Annotated in this window: 18 protein-coding genes; 11 read left to right on the top strand and 7 right to left on the bottom strand. The window is 36.8% G+C overall.

The window, feature by feature from the left end:
• Positions 1–89: 89 nt before the first annotated feature.
• The 7 genes from rbsK (at position 90) to D1839_RS06585 (ending at position 7,598) form a co-directional block, all read left to right on the top strand.
• A complete protein-coding gene (gene rbsK / locus D1839_RS06615) occupies positions 90–1,025 on the top strand; it encodes a ribokinase (RefSeq protein ID WP_158589602.1) in 936 nt (311 codons plus the stop codon).
• Entirely contained in the window at positions 1,018–1,944 is a 927-nt protein-coding gene (rihC, locus tag D1839_RS06610) for a ribonucleoside hydrolase RihC (RefSeq protein ID WP_120378771.1), read from the top strand. The genes rbsK and rihC overlap by 8 nt, the downstream gene beginning before the upstream one ends.
• 24 nt (positions 1,945–1,968) lie before the next feature.
• Positions 1,969–3,390, top strand: coding sequence for a C4-dicarboxylate transporter DcuC (gene dcuC, locus D1839_RS06605; RefSeq protein ID WP_120378770.1), 1,422 nt, complete (start codon positions 1,969–1,971; stop codon positions 3,388–3,390).
• 137 nt (positions 3,391–3,527) lie between these two features.
• Positions 3,528–4,541: a LacI family DNA-binding transcriptional regulator gene (locus tag D1839_RS06600; RefSeq protein WP_120378769.1), complete on the top strand. Its 1,014-nt coding sequence runs from the start codon at positions 3,528–3,530 to the stop codon at positions 4,539–4,541.
• A 1,126-nt stretch (positions 4,542–5,667) separates the two neighbouring features.
• Positions 5,668–6,096, top strand: a complete 429-nt coding sequence (locus D1839_RS06595) for an HIT family protein (RefSeq protein ID WP_120378768.1) — start codon at positions 5,668–5,670, stop codon at positions 6,094–6,096.
• Between the two features lie 397 nt (positions 6,097–6,493).
• Positions 6,494–7,015, top strand: coding sequence for a tryptophan transporter (locus D1839_RS06590; protein WP_120378767.1), 522 nt, complete (start codon positions 6,494–6,496; stop codon positions 7,013–7,015).
• Positions 7,016–7,238: 223 nt separating this feature from the next.
• Positions 7,239–7,598, top strand: coding sequence for a YtxH domain-containing protein (locus tag D1839_RS06585; protein ID WP_120378766.1), 360 nt, complete (start codon positions 7,239–7,241; stop codon positions 7,596–7,598).
• Between the two features lie 241 nt (positions 7,599–7,839).
• On the opposite strand, the gene D1839_RS06580 is transcribed toward D1839_RS06585, so the two are convergent.
• The 4 genes from D1839_RS06580 to D1839_RS06565 all read right to left on the bottom strand — a co-directional run bounded on the left by D1839_RS06580 (position 7,840) and on the right by D1839_RS06565 (position 11,938).
• The gene (locus D1839_RS06580) at positions 7,840–8,772 is read right to left on the bottom strand and encodes a glycine betaine ABC transporter substrate-binding protein (protein WP_286164741.1); all 933 of its coding nucleotides are present in this window, start codon (positions 8,770–8,772) and stop codon (positions 7,840–7,842) included.
• A 114-nt stretch (positions 8,773–8,886) separates the two neighbouring features.
• Positions 8,887–9,783, bottom strand: coding sequence for a glycine betaine ABC transporter substrate-binding protein (locus D1839_RS06575; protein ID WP_120378765.1), 897 nt, complete (start codon positions 9,781–9,783; stop codon positions 8,887–8,889).
• Between the two features lie 66 nt (positions 9,784–9,849).
• Positions 9,850–10,707, bottom strand: a complete 858-nt coding sequence (locus D1839_RS06570) for an ABC transporter permease (RefSeq protein WP_120378764.1) — start codon at positions 10,705–10,707, stop codon at positions 9,850–9,852.
• Positions 10,697–11,938 carry a quaternary amine ABC transporter ATP-binding protein gene (locus D1839_RS06565; RefSeq protein WP_183030208.1) on the bottom strand — a complete coding sequence of 414 codons (1,242 nt, stop codon included), beginning with the start codon at positions 11,936–11,938 and terminating at the stop codon, positions 10,697–10,699. Before D1839_RS06565 ends, D1839_RS06570 begins: the two co-directional genes overlap by 11 nt.
• Positions 11,939–12,252: 314 nt before the next feature.
• On the opposite strand from D1839_RS06565, the gene D1839_RS06560 reads away from it, so the two are divergent.
• Positions 12,253–12,741, top strand: coding sequence for a GbsR/MarR family transcriptional regulator (locus D1839_RS06560; RefSeq protein WP_120378762.1), 489 nt, complete (start codon positions 12,253–12,255; stop codon positions 12,739–12,741).
• 102 nt (positions 12,742–12,843) lie between these two features.
• Here the strand turns inward: D1839_RS06560 and D1839_RS06555 are convergent, their stop codons facing one another.
• Positions 12,844–13,179: a DUF1878 family protein gene (locus tag D1839_RS06555; protein WP_120378761.1), complete on the bottom strand. Its 336-nt coding sequence runs from the start codon at positions 13,177–13,179 to the stop codon at positions 12,844–12,846.
• Between the two features lie 523 nt (positions 13,180–13,702).
• Between D1839_RS06555 and D1839_RS06550 the strand changes: the two genes are divergently transcribed.
• The 3 genes from D1839_RS06550 (at position 13,703) to D1839_RS06540 (ending at position 15,900) form a co-directional block, all read left to right on the top strand.
• Entirely contained in the window at positions 13,703–14,281 is a 579-nt protein-coding gene (locus D1839_RS06550; protein WP_120378760.1) for a DUF3267 domain-containing protein, read from the top strand.
• A gap of 403 nt (positions 14,282–14,684) precedes the next feature.
• Positions 14,685–14,870 carry a hypothetical protein gene (locus D1839_RS06545; RefSeq protein WP_120378759.1) on the top strand — a complete coding sequence of 62 codons (186 nt, stop codon included), beginning with the start codon at positions 14,685–14,687 and terminating at the stop codon, positions 14,868–14,870.
• A gap of 136 nt (positions 14,871–15,006) precedes the next feature.
• On the top strand, positions 15,007–15,900 hold the full coding sequence (locus tag D1839_RS06540) for a peptidylprolyl isomerase (protein ID WP_120378758.1): 894 nt from the start codon (positions 15,007–15,009) through the stop codon (positions 15,898–15,900).
• Positions 15,901–16,217: 317 nt separating this feature from the next.
• Here the strand turns inward: D1839_RS06540 and D1839_RS06535 are convergent, their stop codons facing one another.
• Positions 16,218–16,418 carry a sporulation YhaL family protein gene (locus tag D1839_RS06535; protein WP_183030207.1) on the bottom strand — a complete coding sequence of 67 codons (201 nt, stop codon included), beginning with the start codon at positions 16,416–16,418 and terminating at the stop codon, positions 16,218–16,220.
• A gap of 168 nt (positions 16,419–16,586) precedes the next feature.
• Positions 16,587–17,543 (bottom strand): 3'-5' exoribonuclease YhaM, encoded by a 957-nt coding sequence (gene yhaM, locus D1839_RS06530; RefSeq protein WP_286164740.1) that lies wholly within the window; start codon positions 17,541–17,543, stop codon positions 16,587–16,589.
• Positions 17,544–17,618: the final 75 nt, after the last annotated feature.

Genomic DNA, 17,618 nt, shown 5'->3' with positions numbered 1-17,618 from the left:
ATAAATGTTGACGTTAATTATGTATGCGTTGTATATTTAATTTGGTAAAACGTTTTATCAACTTTCTATATTTTTCAGGAGGTAATGTGTTGAAGAGAATAATTACATTCGGCAGTATGAATATGGACCTTTCCATCCAAACAGATCGTATACCGAATAATGGTGAAACTATCCAAGGAAGCAACTTTTTTCTATCCCCTGGTGGGAAAGGAGCAAACCAGACAGTAGCGGCATCTAAAAGTGGCGCAAATACTTGGATCGTTGGAGGGGTAGGTGACGATTTATATGGAACACAGCTATTAAAAACGCTTAAAGAGTATGGCGTAAATTGCGAATATGTAAAAAAAACCCCTCATATAACCACTGGTGTTGCTATGATCATCAGAAATAATGGGGATAATCGAATTATTCTAGACGGAGGTGCCAATAAACTCATTAAACCCGATGATATAGACGAGGTATTTCAACAGCTTGCACATGCTGGGGATATTTTTTTAACACAATTTGAGACAGATTATCAAACAGTATTATATTCATTAAGCGCTGCGAAAAACAATGGTCTCATTACCATATTAAATCCAGCTCCAGCGAAATATATTCCTGATTCGAACTACCAAAACATTGATTTACTGATTATTAATCAGTGGGAATGTAAATTTTTATGCGGTATTTACCCGATCCAAGAAAGCGAATACAAGAAAGCAATTGAATATTTCCAGCAAAAAGGTGCCCATACAGTGCTGATAACTTTAGGAGCAAAAGGAAGTGTGGTTGGCGAAGGACCAACCATCCATTTCACACCTGGGCTATCTATTAAAACTGTTGATACAACTGCTGCTGGAGATACGTATATTGGTGCACTCGCTTGCTCACTATCTCACGGTAAGTCAATGAAACAAAGTATGGAATATGCAACAAAAGCCGCAGCTTTAACCGTATCAAAAAAAGGCGCACAAGAGTCTATACCTACAAAACAGCAAATATTAAAATCAACCTTTACTAAGGAGGAAAAGAAACATGAATAATAATAAACGACCTATTATTATAGACACAGATCCAGGAATTGATGATGCAGTAGCACTAGCAGCAGCCTTATACAGTGAGGAGTTGGATATCAAATTAATCACCACTGTAGCAGGTAATGTAAGCCTTGACAAAGTGACGTATAATACGCTACGGCTATTACAATTTTTCAAGAAAGAAGTACCTGTTGCAGCCGGTGCAGATCGACCATTAATTAAAGAACCCATTGATGCGAGTAATGTACATGGAGAAACAGGCATGGATGGGTATGCGTTTCCAGAACCTAACGAAAATCTTTTACTAGAAGAGCATGCCGTTAATGCAATGTATAGAACTATTATTCAAAGTAATCTGCCTATTACTTTGGTTCCAATTGGACCATTAACTAATATCGCTTTACTTATAAGATTGTATCCTGAAGTAAAAGTAAATATTAAAGAAATTGTAATGATGGGAGGATCTACAACAAGAGGGAATTCTGGAGTAATGGCTGAATTCAATATCCATGCCGATCCTGAAGCGGCAAAAATTGTATATCATAGTGGCATACCTATTGTAATGGTTGGATTAGACGTTGGGTGGAAAGCGCTAGTTTATCCGGAAGACAGCGAAAAATTAAAAACGATGAATAAAACCGGTCATATGATTTACCACCTATTCCAAAAATATCGCGGTGGTAGTATGAAAAAAGGCTTAAAAATGTATGACAGTTGCGCCATTGCCTATTTGCTAAATCCTAACATGTTTACAGTAGAAGAAACTTATGTAGATATTGAACTGACTGGTTCTTTAACTGCAGGCTGTACGGTTACCGATCTGAAAGGATATTTAAATAAACCGAATAATGTTACCGTATGTCTGGACATTGACGAAAAATTATTCAAACAATGGTTTTTCGAAAGTTTACAAAAATGCAACTAGACTTATAAGACAGGAGAAATGACGATGACACACAATATCATCATGTATAGTTCAGCAATTGCTGCAGTTATCACTGTTGTATATATGTTAGTAAAAAAAATGGATATTAAAGTTGCGTTATTTTCAATTGGTATCCTTTTAATATTCATAAGTGCTGGCATGGGCAATAAGGTGGCTTTCACTGACTTTGAGCCAACAGGTTCTATACTGCTTGACCCGCTACAAGTTATTGTTCAACAGTTCAAAGCTACATTTACTCAAGCAGGACTTATTATCCTGATGCTTGGCGGTTACACGGCATATATGTCTTCCATCGGCGCTAACGATGTCACTGTACAAGTCTTAACAAAACCGATTGGAAAAATAAAATCTGTTTATTTTCTAGTACCGACGGTATTTTTACTAGGAAATCTGCTTTCACTTGTTATTCCAAGCGCTTCAACATTAGCCATTTTGTTACTAGCTACTTTATATCCAGTTTTAAAACGAGCTGGAATGTCACCGTTAAGTATTGCTGCAATAATTGCTACCTCAGCTACAATTATCCCAACACCATTAGGTAGTGATAACGTAGCGGTATCGGAAGAATTTGCAAAATATGCTGCTTTTACCGATTTATCTGTGACAGATTACGTGTTTCAATATCATGCCATTGTTTCTATTCCAACGTTACTATTTATTGCCATGATCCAATACTTTTGGCAAAGACGGATGGATAAAAAATCTTTAACTGCAAACAATCAGGAAACGATTGAAGTAGAAAATGTAGAAGAAATAAGGGGTGGAAAACTGTTCCAAACAGTATACGCTATGTTACCTATTTTCCCAATCGTCCTCCTACTTATTTCATTTGTTTTAGACATGACAACGGATATAACAATTTCTATTAGTGTGGAAATTGCCGTTCTATTTTCATTAATTCTTGCAGTTATTTGTGAATTAATTCGTCAAAAAGATAATAAAGCTGTGTTAAAAAATACGGAGAAGTTTTTTAATGGCATGGGCAAGGCAATACCAATTGTGGCGCTAATAGTTGCTGCTTCTGTATTTGTTACTGGCTTAAAATCCATTGGCCTGATAGATGCCTTACAGTCAACCATGCAAAGCTTCCATGGAGAAGGATTTAATTTTGTCTTACCACTAATTTTAGTTATTTTTACTGCACTAATTGTCTTACTAAGCGGCAGCGGTATTGCATTATTCTTTGCAATGATACCTTTAATGGTTCCATTAGCTGAAGCAGCAGGCATTAGCCCAATAGCTATTTCCATCCCAATGGGACTTGCAGGTAATTTATTCCGAGCAGTATCTCCTGTAGCGCCCGTTGTGCTAATAATTGCAGGAACGTTAAAAGTAGATCCATTAGATATTATAAAACGCACTTCTGTTCCAATGGTTGCAGGCGTCATTTTCATGTTCGTTCTTTCAATGATCCTCTTCTTATAAAAGTGGGTTAATAAATATATTGTCTTAAACACAAGGAACCGCAACTGGCACATCTGGATTCACTTCTTTAATAAGACATTCCTAACTTTATTTAGTAAAATGAAGTATAAATGATTAATTTATAGGGGATGTAAATAGTGAAAGTAACCATTAAAGATATTGCCAAAAAAGCGGGTGTCTCTCCAAGCACAGTGTCATTAGTATTAAACAATAGACCATGCCGTGTTTCGCAACAGAAAAGAGATGAAATTACGCAAATTGCCAAAGACCTTAACTACACTGCAAACCAAATAGCAAGAAGTCTTGTTACAAAGCAAACGAAAACATTCGGCTTAATCATACCTGACATTGAAAATATCTTTTTCTCTTCATTGGCAAAAAATATTGAATTGGAATGCCGCTCACATGGTTATACATTAATCATTGTTAATTCCAATGATCAATTTGAAAATGATATTGCATTACTGGATTTATTACTATCGCGTTCTGTAGAAGGTATCTTTCTTATTCCTGGGAGTGAATCATGGCAAAATAAGACGGAGTTAATTAAAAAATTGCAGCAGCTCCCCGTCCCATATATTTTGCTCGACCGTGTGTTTTCTGAACTCTCTTGTGACAAAGTTTGGTTTGATAATGAATACGGTGCCTATATCGCAGTAAAACATTTATTGGAAAATGGACATCGAAAAATTGGCTGTATCGCTAGTTCAAGTTTCGTTAATGGACAATTCCGTTTAAACGGATATTTACGTGCATTAAAAGAATTTAACATTCCAATCCATCAATACAATATTGTAACAGGAGACTATAAAAAGGAAAGTGGCTATGCTGCTGGAAAAGAATTATTAAAAAAAGATGTGACAGCTGTATTTATTACAAATGATATGATGGCACTCGGTTTCATTCATAGTATTTATGAACAAAACAAAACAATACCAAATGATTATTCTGTAATCAGTTATGATAATACGATTTATCCTTACCTATTTGGAGTCGAGTTATCGTCTATTAAACAAGATGTGAAAAAATTAAGTGAAACAGCCTTCAAACAGCTCTACGAGAAAATACAAAAAAAAGTCAACGTTCAAAAAGATATTTGCTTACAACCAGAGCTCATCATTAGAAAAAGTGTAAGAAACATGCATGCTTGAAGATCAAAAAGGTAAATCAACAAATTCCACACTAAAATAATATAGTTGGTATTCGTGAATCAATATCAAATGAGCTAACTAGCAGAAGAAAAACACGACGACTGTTCGTGCAATGTGTTGCGACATAGCCCCCCTGTCCTGTGAAGAAGTTTAGTGGGATGACAACAAAGAAAAAAGCGAACTGCTGTTTCCCGTGGTGGATAAACTTAAGGGGTCATGGAAAGAATTAGTGCTATTCCGTAGAGGTCGCTACAAATTTATCGTTACACTAGTTAGGAACCATAGCTATGGAAAGCTCCAAAAAATAATATGTCTCGTGAATAATTTTCTATTGCTTGTACAGAATATTGGATGAAGACGAAAGGATAGTAAAAAGTTATAAAGCAACCAAATTTTTTCGTGTTTCGAACTAGAAATGAGCTAAGTTTCGAACAAAAAACCTTCATACAAATGAGGTGTTGGCGATCGATATTTAACTGTGTTTCAAAAAGAACACAAAAATGAGGTGTTGGCAAACGGCAATAAAACTGCCACAACTAACTAATTAGGCTTGCTTCTTTCTAAAAGCAGTTACTAAAACGGAAATTGTAAACAAATATCAATCAGGCAGAATTGCTGACATTGACTCACTTTACAATATCCCTTTAGCAGCAGCCTTTATCCTTGACGTCTTCACACGAGCCAGTCCCTCAGCGGGGCTGGTTTTTTCAATAGATAAGAAAGTATAAAAATTTTGGCTTATGAGTACCGATATAACGGAATAGCCACGTCCGGCTTAAGCGCCCGGCAAATAAGCGACTTAACGAAATTGCCCTACGATAAGTCATCATCGGTTCGAGGTTAAGAGGAAGGCCGACTAAAAACGGGCTTGCCGCTCAGGCGTCGGCATACTCCTGTTGCAGGAGCATGATTCCTAAAACTTTAGTTGATTCACCCCAGTCGCTACGTTGCTAAACAAGCGCTCTGCGCTATTGTTCATAGATGAACTAATGCAAGGACATCATTATCTATTACATGCTCATTGATCTTTGCTCATGAGAAATAAAAAATTACTGAAGGTTTGCTTTACAACCCCATCGCTTCGTATATACAATAGATATAATATGCAAAAGAAAGGTGAGATAGAATGAGTCAAGAAGATTGTATTTTTTGCAAAATTGTAAATCAGGAAATTCCTTCTGCCAAAGTGTATGAAGATGAGCATGTATACGCCTTTTTAGATATTAGTCAAGTTACTAAAGGCCATACATTAATTATCCCTAAAGTACATGTAAAAAACATTTATGAAACCCCATCCGAGATCGCTGCTACCCTTTTTTCCAGAGTACCAAAAATTGCCAACGCAATTAAAGCAGCTTATCAGCCAATTGGAATGAACTTACTAAATAACAATGAAAAGCCTGCGGACCAATCCGTCTTTCACTTACATATCCACCTTCTTCCACGATACGGAAAAAACGACGGCTTCTCATCCAATTGGGAAGTTCATTCAGATAATTATACGACCGATGATTTACAAAAAATAGCTGGGACAATAACAAAACAAATAGACTAAAACAGATACAAAATGGTTTATTTTACCAGTGGGGTTACTACCCACTGGTTTTTAGCGAAACCATACTTTCTCGCATACCGTATTTTTCGAATATAAGGTGTGATGTAAGACCTCCGTCAATTGCAGTTTCACTTTAACGTCAAACTAAAAGACTCCGAATTTTAATTCAACTTACTCACCACTTATTACGCTTACCGTTAGGCTACGCTCTGCTCACGCTTTCAAGAGAGAGACTTCTTTAAGTGGGCCGTTAAAATTCGAGTGTAAAGTGCTACCCCATAGCTTTTTATTTTGTAAAATCTTTGTTATAATGAACATAAGTTCCTGCAGCTGACAAATTAGCGTACAGCTGAGGAATGAATAATCTGAGAAAAGTTGAGTAGAGGAGAGTTTACAAATGAATATTCGTGTATTGATGACCTTATCGTTACTAGTAGGGATTGGTGCTGTACTGCACGCTGTTGTTCCACCGGTTATTTTTGGAGTTAAGCCTGACATGTTGCTTTCCATGATGTTTTTAGGAATTCTACTATTTCCTAAGCTAAAATATGTCATGATTCTTTCGATTGCTACCGGTGCGATATCTGCTTTAACAACCACAGCTCCAGGCGGGCAAATAGCCAACTTGGTTGATAAACCAATTACTGCAATTATATTTCTAAGCTTATTTTTAATTATTTCTAAAGTGATAAACCCTCTGACTCAAGCAGTTATATTAACTGCAGTCGGAACGATGATTTCGGGTGCTATATTTTTGAGCGTTGCACTCTTTTTAATCGGAATGATGGACGGCTCATTTATAGCGATGTTTAGCATAGCCGTATTGCCAGCAGCGTTATTAAATTCAATTATAATAGCTGTTGTTTATCCAGTTGTACAAAGGATTTTAAAAAGAACACCGCAATTAATGAATACCTAAATTAAAATCCTCTGGCATACAAAATGGTCCAGAGGGTTTTTCAAACAGAAATATGTTTACTTACAGCTACAAATAAGGAATATTTAATAAGACAGTGATTTTTTTTACAAGAGGGCTTTAAGAACAATTCTTCATGGCAACACTATAAACTTAAGGTGAACTATATAATTACCTGTAAATACCATATCAGTAAATCAGGAAAAAGGAAAGGAGCGATAAATAGATGACGAATACAAAATCATTATGGTTAGGAATTGCAATTGGAGGTACCGTAAGTGCAGTCGTCACTTTACTAAGTACCCCATCTTCTGGAAGAAACCTCCGCGAACAGATGAAGGATAAAGGTATAGAATGGAAGGATATGCTATTACATTTAAAGCAGGATGGTTTACGGTTAAAAAATCAAATTAAAGAGACGTCCCAAGAAGGCGCAGCACTAATGAAAGCACTGACGCAGGATATGAAGAAATCCGTAACCGAATGGAAGGCAACGGTTGAGCCCCATCAGGAAAATATTCATCAATATTTAGAGCAAATTGAATCTAGTCTCAAAGACCTTGAAGATAAAGTAAAAAAACATTAATGAAAACTGCGCATTGCTGGGAAGCTTTCTCAAACAGGGAAAGCTTTTTATATGCTCTTTTTGGATCATTTTCATCTTCATGAGCGAGTGTAGTAGTATGAAAGGATTTCATGGAAATTATGGTGTTACCATTTGACAGCTAAAGCAAGTAGTTTTTAATTAGAACATGCACAGGAAAAAAGCGTGCAGAAAAAATCTAGAAAGTTTCTCTGCACGCTTCAACGCGTACATATTAAGATTTTTATTTTGCTGGTAAGTCTTCCATAGAATCAATATCCATATAATCTGGTACGACTAAACCAATCTTTGCACCTTCTAAATTCGCTCCCAGATCGTCAAAGTCATCCTTAAATTTTTCGTAAAAATCTTGGTGAGTTGCCGGCATCCAAGCAGCTAATGTAGCATCACCGTCTCCATTGGCTACTGCTTCAAACATAACCGCAACATCTACTGGGGTAATCGTCACATGAAAGCCTTTTTGACGTAGTACTTCTGCGACCACATTGGCAGAAGCTCGTTCTGAATCCCAAGGAGTTGACACAAGTTCAATTTCTACACCATCTACATGCTCTACGCCTTCTGTCCATGGTTTGGTTTTATCTGGATTATCTTTCACCCACTGTTTCGCTACTTCGGCTACTTCTTTCCCACTTTCAGAAGCTTCATACATGATTCCTTCCATATCTTCCACTGACCATTCAAATTGATCAATGAGCTTGTAAGCATTCGGTTTATCTTCTTTCAGTCCTTTTCTTGCCAATGACTTAATAACTTCTACATCTCCATAAATGCCTTTTGGATCTTTCAAATATTTCAGGTTATCAAATTTCGCAAACATCCAATGCGGATTCCAACCCGTTACTACAATCGGACTTTCACTTGAAATAGCTTCTTCTAATTCCGTTAGCATCGCAGCCGTGGAAGACTGTTCCAGCTCCCAGCCTGAAAGGTTATCATACTCTTCGATTGCTTTTTCTGTCGTTACTGTTATTCCTGCACCGGGTTCAATACCCGTAATGGTATAATCTACTACTTCCCCATAATTCGTCTCACCTGATCCTCCTTCTGCATTACTTTCCTCTTTTGCCTCGTCTGTACCACAAGCTGCAAGTAGCATGATGGCAAGAATGGAACTTAATAACAACAATCTGCTCCACCAGTTTGGTTTATGCACTAAAACATCTCCCTATATTTTTTCTAATTATATATAAAGCTGATACAAATAAGTATCAGCTTTAGTAACACATAATTTTGTATATTCTACTGCAAAACTAGTTAATGAAAAGTTTTACTCTATGCCTTTCGTCCATTCTTTAACTTTATCCTCATTTTCTTTCACCCAATTTGCAGCAGCCTCTGTAGGCTCAGCTCCATCTGAAATTTCTAACATAACAGCTTCCATATCTTCTGTTGTCCAATGGAACTGGTCTAAAATCTTATATGCATTTGGCATATCTTCTTCTAACCCTTCACGTACCATTGTTTCAATGGTTTCAGCCTCTCCAAATGAGCCTTTTGGATCTTCTAAATATTTCAAATCATACTTCGCAAATTTCCAATGTGGCGTCCATCCTGTGACTATTATTTCTTCTTCGTTTTCGATCGCAGAGCCTAACTCAGTTGCCATAGCACCACTTGAAGAAGTCTGTACAGTCCAGTCACTCAAGTTCTCATAGTCCTCAACCGCTTTTTCTGAAGCAGCTACAACTCCCGCACCTGGCTCAATACCAGTTATGGTCTGACCTGCTTGTTTATCTAAGTCCTCAATACTATTAACGTCCATGTATTCTGGCACAACTAAACCAATTTTTGCACCTTCTAGATTAGGACCTAATTCAACTACTTTATCTCCGTATTGTTCATACTGGCTTTTGTGTGTTCCTGGAAGCCATGCTGCTACCATACCATCTGCTTCTCCATTAGCTACCGCTTCCCACATAACTGCATTATCCAAAGGTGTTAACTTAACATTAAATCCTTGATCTTCCAACACCTTACCAATTACATGTGTAGAAGCTATTTCAGAATCCCACTCTACATAAACTAGTTCTATTTCTTTGCTTTTCCCTTCATCCGAAGAGCCTTCGCCAGAATCAGCTTCATCATCTGATCCACACCCAGCTGCAAATAAGGCTAACGAAAGTCCAGCTACTAAGCCAAGACGTTTCCAATAACGCTTTAACATAATATAAAACTCCCCTTTTTACTCATGATTATATGGAAACTTTTCCTCAGAAAAGGTACCAATAAGTTAATTATCTTTTTGTTTGTTCATACTTTGAGTAAAACGATCCATAATAATTGCTAAAATCACAATACCAATACCGGCAACAAACCCTGCTCCAGCTTCTGCACGCTGTAAGGCGGAAAGCACATCTCTTCCCAGTCCAGGAGCACCGATCATCGACGCAATAACAACCATAGATAAAGCGAGCATTACTGTTTGGTTAATTCCTGCCATAATGGTCGATTTTGCCATTGGAAGTTCTACTTTGAACAGCTTCTGAGCACCTGTGCTTCCAAACGCTTCGGATGCTTCTACGAGCTCTGCAGATACTTGGCGAATACCTAAATTCGTAAATCTGACAGTTGGCGGAGTAGCAAAGATTAATGATGCAAACACACCAGGTACCATACCGATACCAAAGAATGCCACTGCTGGTATTAAGTAGACAAATGCAGGCATTGTTTGCATAAAATCAAGGATTGGTGTAATAATGGTTGTTGCAATTTTACTTTTTGACATTAAAATTCCAATCGGAACACCGATAATAACTGATAAAAGACTAGCTAACAATACGAGTGTAAATGTATTTATTAGCTTTTCCCATAATCCTTGATTATAGATCAACCAAAGACCAACAATGGAAAATGTAGCCAACGCAAATTTCTTTCCTGAGATAAAGAACGCTATAATTGCTACAGCGAGGATAATAATAAGTGGAGGAATTTCCATCAACGTCTCAGACGTAAAATTCATAAACTCCTCAAATTGCTCTTTCACAGGGTCAAATAGAAAGGAAAATGTATCTGTAATCCAATCAGTAGCTCTATCAGTCCAATCAGCTAATGGTATATCAGGTACGACATCTAATACTTTATTCAACATGTAAATTCACCTCATTCTCGCTGGATAAAGCGGCAATGACCGCCCCTCTAACAATTACCCCTGCTAATTTTTCGTTATCAACTACTGCAACTGGAATAGGTGAATTATAAATTAAATCAAAAATATCGTGCATTGGCGTTTCTTTTTCAACAATGGGAATATCGTTTTTCAATATCTCCTTTAAATCTGTAACTCCTGACTTAAATGCATCTGATGCAATATCTGCTGTTATATAACCTTTAAGATTTCGTTTGCTATCCACAACAAAGATGCTTGACAGCCCTTCTTCACGCATTCTTTCCAGCGCAACTCTCGGACCGTGACGATCCAAATTAACCGTTTCTGGTCGTTTCATAATATGCTGCGCAGTTAACACTTTCGAGCGATCAACATCCTCAACGAATTTCTCTACGTAATCATTTTCAGGATTCACTAGAATTTCTTCCGGCGTGCCAATTTGGACAATCGATCCATCTTTCATAAGCGCAATTCGATCGCCAATTCGCAATGCTTCATCTAGATCATGTGTAATAAATATAATCGTTTTTTGCATTTTACTTTGCAAATCCATCAACTCATCTTGCATCTCTTTTCGAATTAATGGATCTAACGCAGAGAAAGCTTCATCCATTAACAATACTTCGGGATCATTAGCTAATGCACGAGCGAGTCCTACACGTTGCTGCATACCGCCTGATAACTGGTTCGGTTTTTGGTGCAAATAATCTCCTAAACCAACTAGTTCCAATGCCTCTTTCGCCTTCTTTTGGCGTTCCTCTTTATTTACTTTTTGAATTTCCAAACCATATTCCGCATTTTGTAAAATGGTTCGGTGAGGAAATAACCCAAAATTCTGAAACACCATACTAAGTTTTTGTCTACGCACATTACGCAGAGCTTGTTTATCCATTGATACTAAATCTTCACCGTCAATCAAAATCGTACCTTCTGTTGGTTCAATAAGTCGATTCAGCATTCGAACAAGTGTCGATTTACCACTTCCAGATAACCCCATAATTACAAACACTTCTCCTTGCTCCACTGCAAAAGAAACTCGATTGACACCAACTGTATTACCTGTCTCCTTTAATATAGCTTCTTTGGATAACCCTTTATCCAACAGCTTGATTGATTGCTTCGGATTCTTTCCAAATATTTTGGATACATTTTTCGCCTCTATTACCGGCACACTTTTCACCTCGTTATTTAAATTGAGCCAATGACCATGCATTCGAACTACTACTTTATGATCATTGCTAACACATACGAAGTCCTCGAAAAACTGGAATGGAAGTTTTATAGTTTTCCACTAGCCCCGAACATGTCTTTTACTTACTTTATAACTATAACCATTTTATTTTTACAACACAAACTTTAAATTCTTTTAGTTTTGTACATATTTTTTATACAGTTAAAACTGAACAAAAAATATGTACGTTATTCTTTATATATCTCCAATATCCTCCATAATACTGTTCAATGACTAAGTTTTATTAAACGTCGATTTAGTGTAACCTTTATATATCAAGGTTTTAGGAGGGTTTTATGAACAAACCTCAATCGGAGCATATAACCAATAAAATTTTAGTAGAATTTACAAAAACGATTGAAATGTTTGGATTTACACCATTAGAATCAAGACTGTTTGCGTATTTATATTTAGCTGACAAACCGATGACGTTAGATGATATGGCGGAGGCATTAGGAAAAAGTAAAACAGCGATGAGCACGAGCATACGGACACTAGCAGATCAAAATTTAGTTACAAGAGTATGGAAGAAAGGAGTGCGAAAAAGCCTTTATAAAGCGCATACACAATTATTCAAAGCGCTTATGGTATCTTATATGAACAAATGGGTCGAAGCTGCTCACCAACAAAGAAGCTCATTTTTAGAAATAGAACAGCAAATAAAAGAAATGAAAGCTAGTGAAGCAGAATGGATACAGGGGAGGCAAGTAGAAGAACGACTGCTGGAGATTATTGAATTCCACCAGGAAATGGAAGACCTATTTCGTGACATGAAGGGGGATTAGCATAGGAAAACAAATCACAATATAGCGATAAAACGAGCAGTGGGTTTACTTATTCCATCCTATAAAAATTATGTACATCTGAAAACAGGTTATTCTTATATGCTAATCCTTAATATGTTCGATAATTGCTAAAAAAGCATTCATTAAAGAAGGATAATATCCTTCTTTTTTTAATGCAAAAATAGTTTGGTGAAGCTCTAATTTTTCATGAAGCATACCGGCAAAATGAATTAATAAGGAAGAGAAATCTAACAATCCTTCCTCTGTTTGCCTTTTAAATTGTTCATTCAAATCATCAAGCAAACAAATCAACTCGTTATATTCTTGTTCCGTTATATCACACTCAATTACTAACTTTGTGAACGGATATGCTTCCATATTTATAATCTTGGAAAGTAAATGTAAGTGAAAAGCAGTTGTTTCTGCCTCATTTTTCATAGGTATTCCCTCTTCTCCCCTTTCCAGCCTATTACTTCATTATAGCATAATTAGGTAAAGCCACGTATAATATAGCTACTCTTCAATAGTCGAGGTTTTCATCTACCTTCACGGCTTGGAAGCCATTTGTAAGAAGCGCCCCTTGAATTCGCTTGCGAAACAGATGGTTTAGCTACTGTTATTTCACTTCGACTTGGTGCACTAACTCCTCAAGTAGGAGTATTACAGCACGTATGGGGTAACCAATTTATTGTTCAATAAACATTACGGGATAACATATGAGATCGCGAACCGTTATATAAGCTTTTTATTTAGAGGGGTTTATCTAAAATTATAACTTTAATATATCATAATCTACCGAAACGTGCGCACTTACAATTCTCCTTCTGCTTTTCAAAAAGTAAAATTTAAACTTTTTTTTACAAGTAAAAAAACTGCTTAAAACCTATTGCTTTTTCCAGTTATTTTTACTATGATTCTTGGAGGATAAATAAACTTATAACAGGAACCGGAGGGGATCCAAATGAATTGCTGGAAATCCATCAATCTTCTAAAAGATTTTGGTCGTAATCGATTAGTGCTTATGTCCAGTTTGATTACATTGTTTTCCTTTATCTTATTATATGTATCGATAACCATTGCTCAAGGATCAACAGCAAAAGTTAGTGAAGCAGGTATGATCCCTTTCCTACTCTTACTGCTATTACTACCAACCATTCATTCGTCTATGCATATTCTTCCTTTAATATTAATGAATAGACGCATGAAAATCATTTTCAAATTAAAAAATGGGTGTTTCCCTGTATTCTATTATTATACAAAGTACCACTTAACCAAAAAAGCTTATTTCATTGTTGCGCTGGCACCAACTATTTTACTAACCATTCCAGGAGTTGTTGCCAGTTATTACTTTAACCATTATTCCGTTTATATATTGTTACTTACATCTGTAAATATTGGAATTGCTTTTATTGACTTGCTGTATATTAGTTATTTATGGAAAGCACCAAAGCAATCACTAATTGAAAGTAGTGAAGACGGTAATGGCCTAGATATATTAATTCAAGGTCATGAGGAACAAAGGCGCAGAGCGTCCGTTTAGCAACGTAGCGACTGGAACGAAGCAACTAAAGTTTATAGGAATCACGGGGAGGTAATGAACCGATGATGACTTATCGGAGGGCGATTTGTGAAGTCGCCTAGTTGCTGGGCGGTTAAGCCGGACATGGCTATTCCGTTATATCGGTACCCAAAAGTAACAAATTTTATCCTTTCTTATCTTTGAAGCAAGGATCTGATTGGTATCAGATCCTTTTTTTTTGCCGTTCGTACAGGCATTGATTTATCATACGAGGAAAACAAATCTCCCCTATGCAGATGATTAAACTTTTGATACAGTAAAGAATATAATATTTTAAAATGACAGGGAAATGGAAAGAATCTTTCGTCATTCCTTTTCAAAGATAAGTATTGATGTATTCTTTCAATATTAAAGGGGGGGTACGATGAATATCATTTTTCTAATCTATGGATTTATTATATTTCTTATTTTTAATTCTTTAACACATAAGTTCTGTATTAAAATGGAAATGGGAGTTCTTAAACAAGGGAAAATGTTTCGGGTGATTAATATAATGATTACAATACTTCTCGTCAGCTCCTATTTACGAGTAATGAATACAATGGTGTAACAGTTACCCGATACAGCTTTCTTAAAAAGATTTTTTTACTGATATTTATCAATTGAACTGTATTTTTATCATCATTCTATGTTATATTAATTGCTAGGGGAGAATTATTGTACAAGCAGATTAGGAGTGTTTGAGTATGAAGAAAACAGCAATTGCTGTCACATTAGCTGCCAGTGTCCTTGCACTGGGAGCATGTAGTTCAGGAGATGACGAATCTGTCGTTGAAACGAAAGCAGGAAATGTGACGAAAGAAGAGTTTTATGAAGTGCTAAAAGATCGACATGGCGAAAAAGTTCTACAAGAATTGGTAACCATGGAAGTACTAGGCGATAAGTACGATGTTTCAGATGATCAAGTTGATGAGGAAATTAAAAAGATGAAAGATCAGCTTGGTGACCAATATGACATGGCTATTGAACAGCAATTCGGAAGTGAAGATGAATTGCGTAACATCATAAAGATTAGTTTATTGCAGGAAGAAGCTATTGCCGAAGATGTAAAAATTAAAGAAGAAGAGCTTAAACAATTGTACGACCGTAAAAATACGGAAGTAAAAGCACAACATATTTTAGTCGAGGATGAAAAAACAGCTAAGGAAGTCAAGAAGAAGTTGGACGATGGTAAAGACTTTAGTGACTTAGCAAAAGAATATTCTACTGACGGAAGTGCTGAGAAAGGCGGCGACCTCGGTTACTTCTCAGCTGGGCAAATGGTTCCAGAGTTTGAAGATGCTGCCTACAGTATGAAAAAAAATGAGATTAGCGATCCAGTAAAAACACAACATGGTTTCCATATCATTAAAGTAAATGATAAGCGTGAGAAAAAAGAAAAATTAGGGAAATTTGAAGACGTGAAAGAAGATTTACGTCGTGAACTACTAACAAAGAAAATGGATCCTGCTAAAATGCAAGAAAAAATCAATAAGCTTATCCAAGATGCAAATGTTGACGTGAAGATCGACAAGTATAAAGATATGTTTAAACAAAATGAAGAGAAAAAGGACGCTGAAGATACAGAAGCAAAAGGATAATTTTCTCATGAACAAAGGCGCAGAGCGCCCGTTTAGCAACGTAGTGACTGGAGCGAATCCACTGAAGTTTTAGGAATCATGCTCCTGCAACAGGAGTATGCCGACGCCTGAGCGGCAAGCCCGTTTTTAGTCGGCCTTCCTCTTAACCTCGAACCGATGATGACTTATCGGAAGACGATTTCGTGAAGTCGCCTAGTTGCTGGGCGCTTACGCCAAGACGTGGCGATTCCGGAAAGCCTGTATTCCCAAAGCAACAAATTTTATCCTTTCTTATCTTATAAAAACAGAGGCTAGGCCATCCATTGGCACTAGCCTCTTTACGTTATTTCGTTTGTTTGATTTCCTCTTCCCTTCAATTCTCTTTCCTTTCGAAGCCGTTCCATATAAACTTCCCCTTCTTGCTCAATAAAATGATGTTCCATTTTTCTTTCAGCAACCATTCCTCGAAAAGCCATATATCCACTAACAAAAATAAGTAAAATCATGACAAATACCCACCAAGGCACACCGAGTATCATTTTTTCGCCTCCTTATTTGTCTCTTGTACAAGTATATGCGTACAGGAGGGAAAAATAACCTTCGTACTTAAAAGTTTTCGCTACGTACAAGAAGGGAGTGAATATTCTACTTTGTCTAGCTTTTTCATTCTGGACGTATTAATGAGCAATTGGTATAACATTGTACTATCATTCCTCAAATAATGGCTTGTAGAAGGAACGATTATCCATAGCAAATAGTCTCTCTGTAAACTCTCCAGGCTTTACTTTTTCTAACGAACGATTTAACATATTCAATTTAGCATCCAGCATGTCGATTAAGTGTAACACTTCCGCTTCACGAACAAGCGGAGGCTTTGGACTTCCCCATTCTGCTTTTCCATGGTGGCTTAACACCACATGTTGCAGAACAGTAATTTCCTCTCCTTCAATCTCCATTTCTTTCGCCATGGTTCCAATTTCCTCCACCATCATAGGAATATGTCCAAGCAGTTTTCCTTTTATCGTGTAGGTGGTAGAAACAACACCGGATAGCTCTTTTATCTTTGCCATATCATGGAGAATAATTCCAGCATACAATAAATCTTTATTAATCTCCGGGTAAAGTTTATGAATTTCCTTAGCTATTGCTAGCATACTTACAATATGATGGGCTAACCCTGATGCATATTCATGATGATTCTTTGTTGCAGCAGGGTAAGAAAGTAGTTCCTCTTGGTACTTTTTAATAAATGCCCGTACAATTCTTTGTAAGTTTGGATTTTGCATTTCAAAAATAGCTTCTGTCAACTTTTCTATTAAACTTTCTTTATTCACAGGGGCTTTTTCCACAAAATCATCTATTTTTACCTCATCTGTTGGTTGTGAAGGTCGAATGGAAAAAATTTTAAGCTGCGGCTTTCCGCGAAATTGATTAATTTCACCAGCAACGCGTACAATTTGTTCGGCAACAAAGAGCGTTTCATCCTCTGAAGTAGCATCCCATAGCTTCGCCTCTATTTCTCCTGTCGCGTCGCGAAGCATTAACGTTAAAAATGGTTTCCCATTACTGGTTAATCCTTTGGTTGCTTCACGTATTAATAAAAAGCCTTCATAAGCCTCCCCGACCGAAGCATGCCTAATCCCTTTTTTCATATCCTGTTTCATCTTCCTATCTCCCTTCGCTTGAACAGCGCCTATGCACTACTAACAAATGAAATAAAAACAGCTTCGGAGCCTCTA

The sequence above is a fragment of the Roseburia sp. 1XD42-34 genome (assembly GCF_009917385.1).
Classification (GTDB): domain Bacteria; phylum Bacillota; class Bacilli; order Bacillales; family Amphibacillaceae; genus Virgibacillus.
Note: the sequence above shows the minus strand (reverse complement) of the source record. Positions and strands in the feature narration are given on the sequence as shown.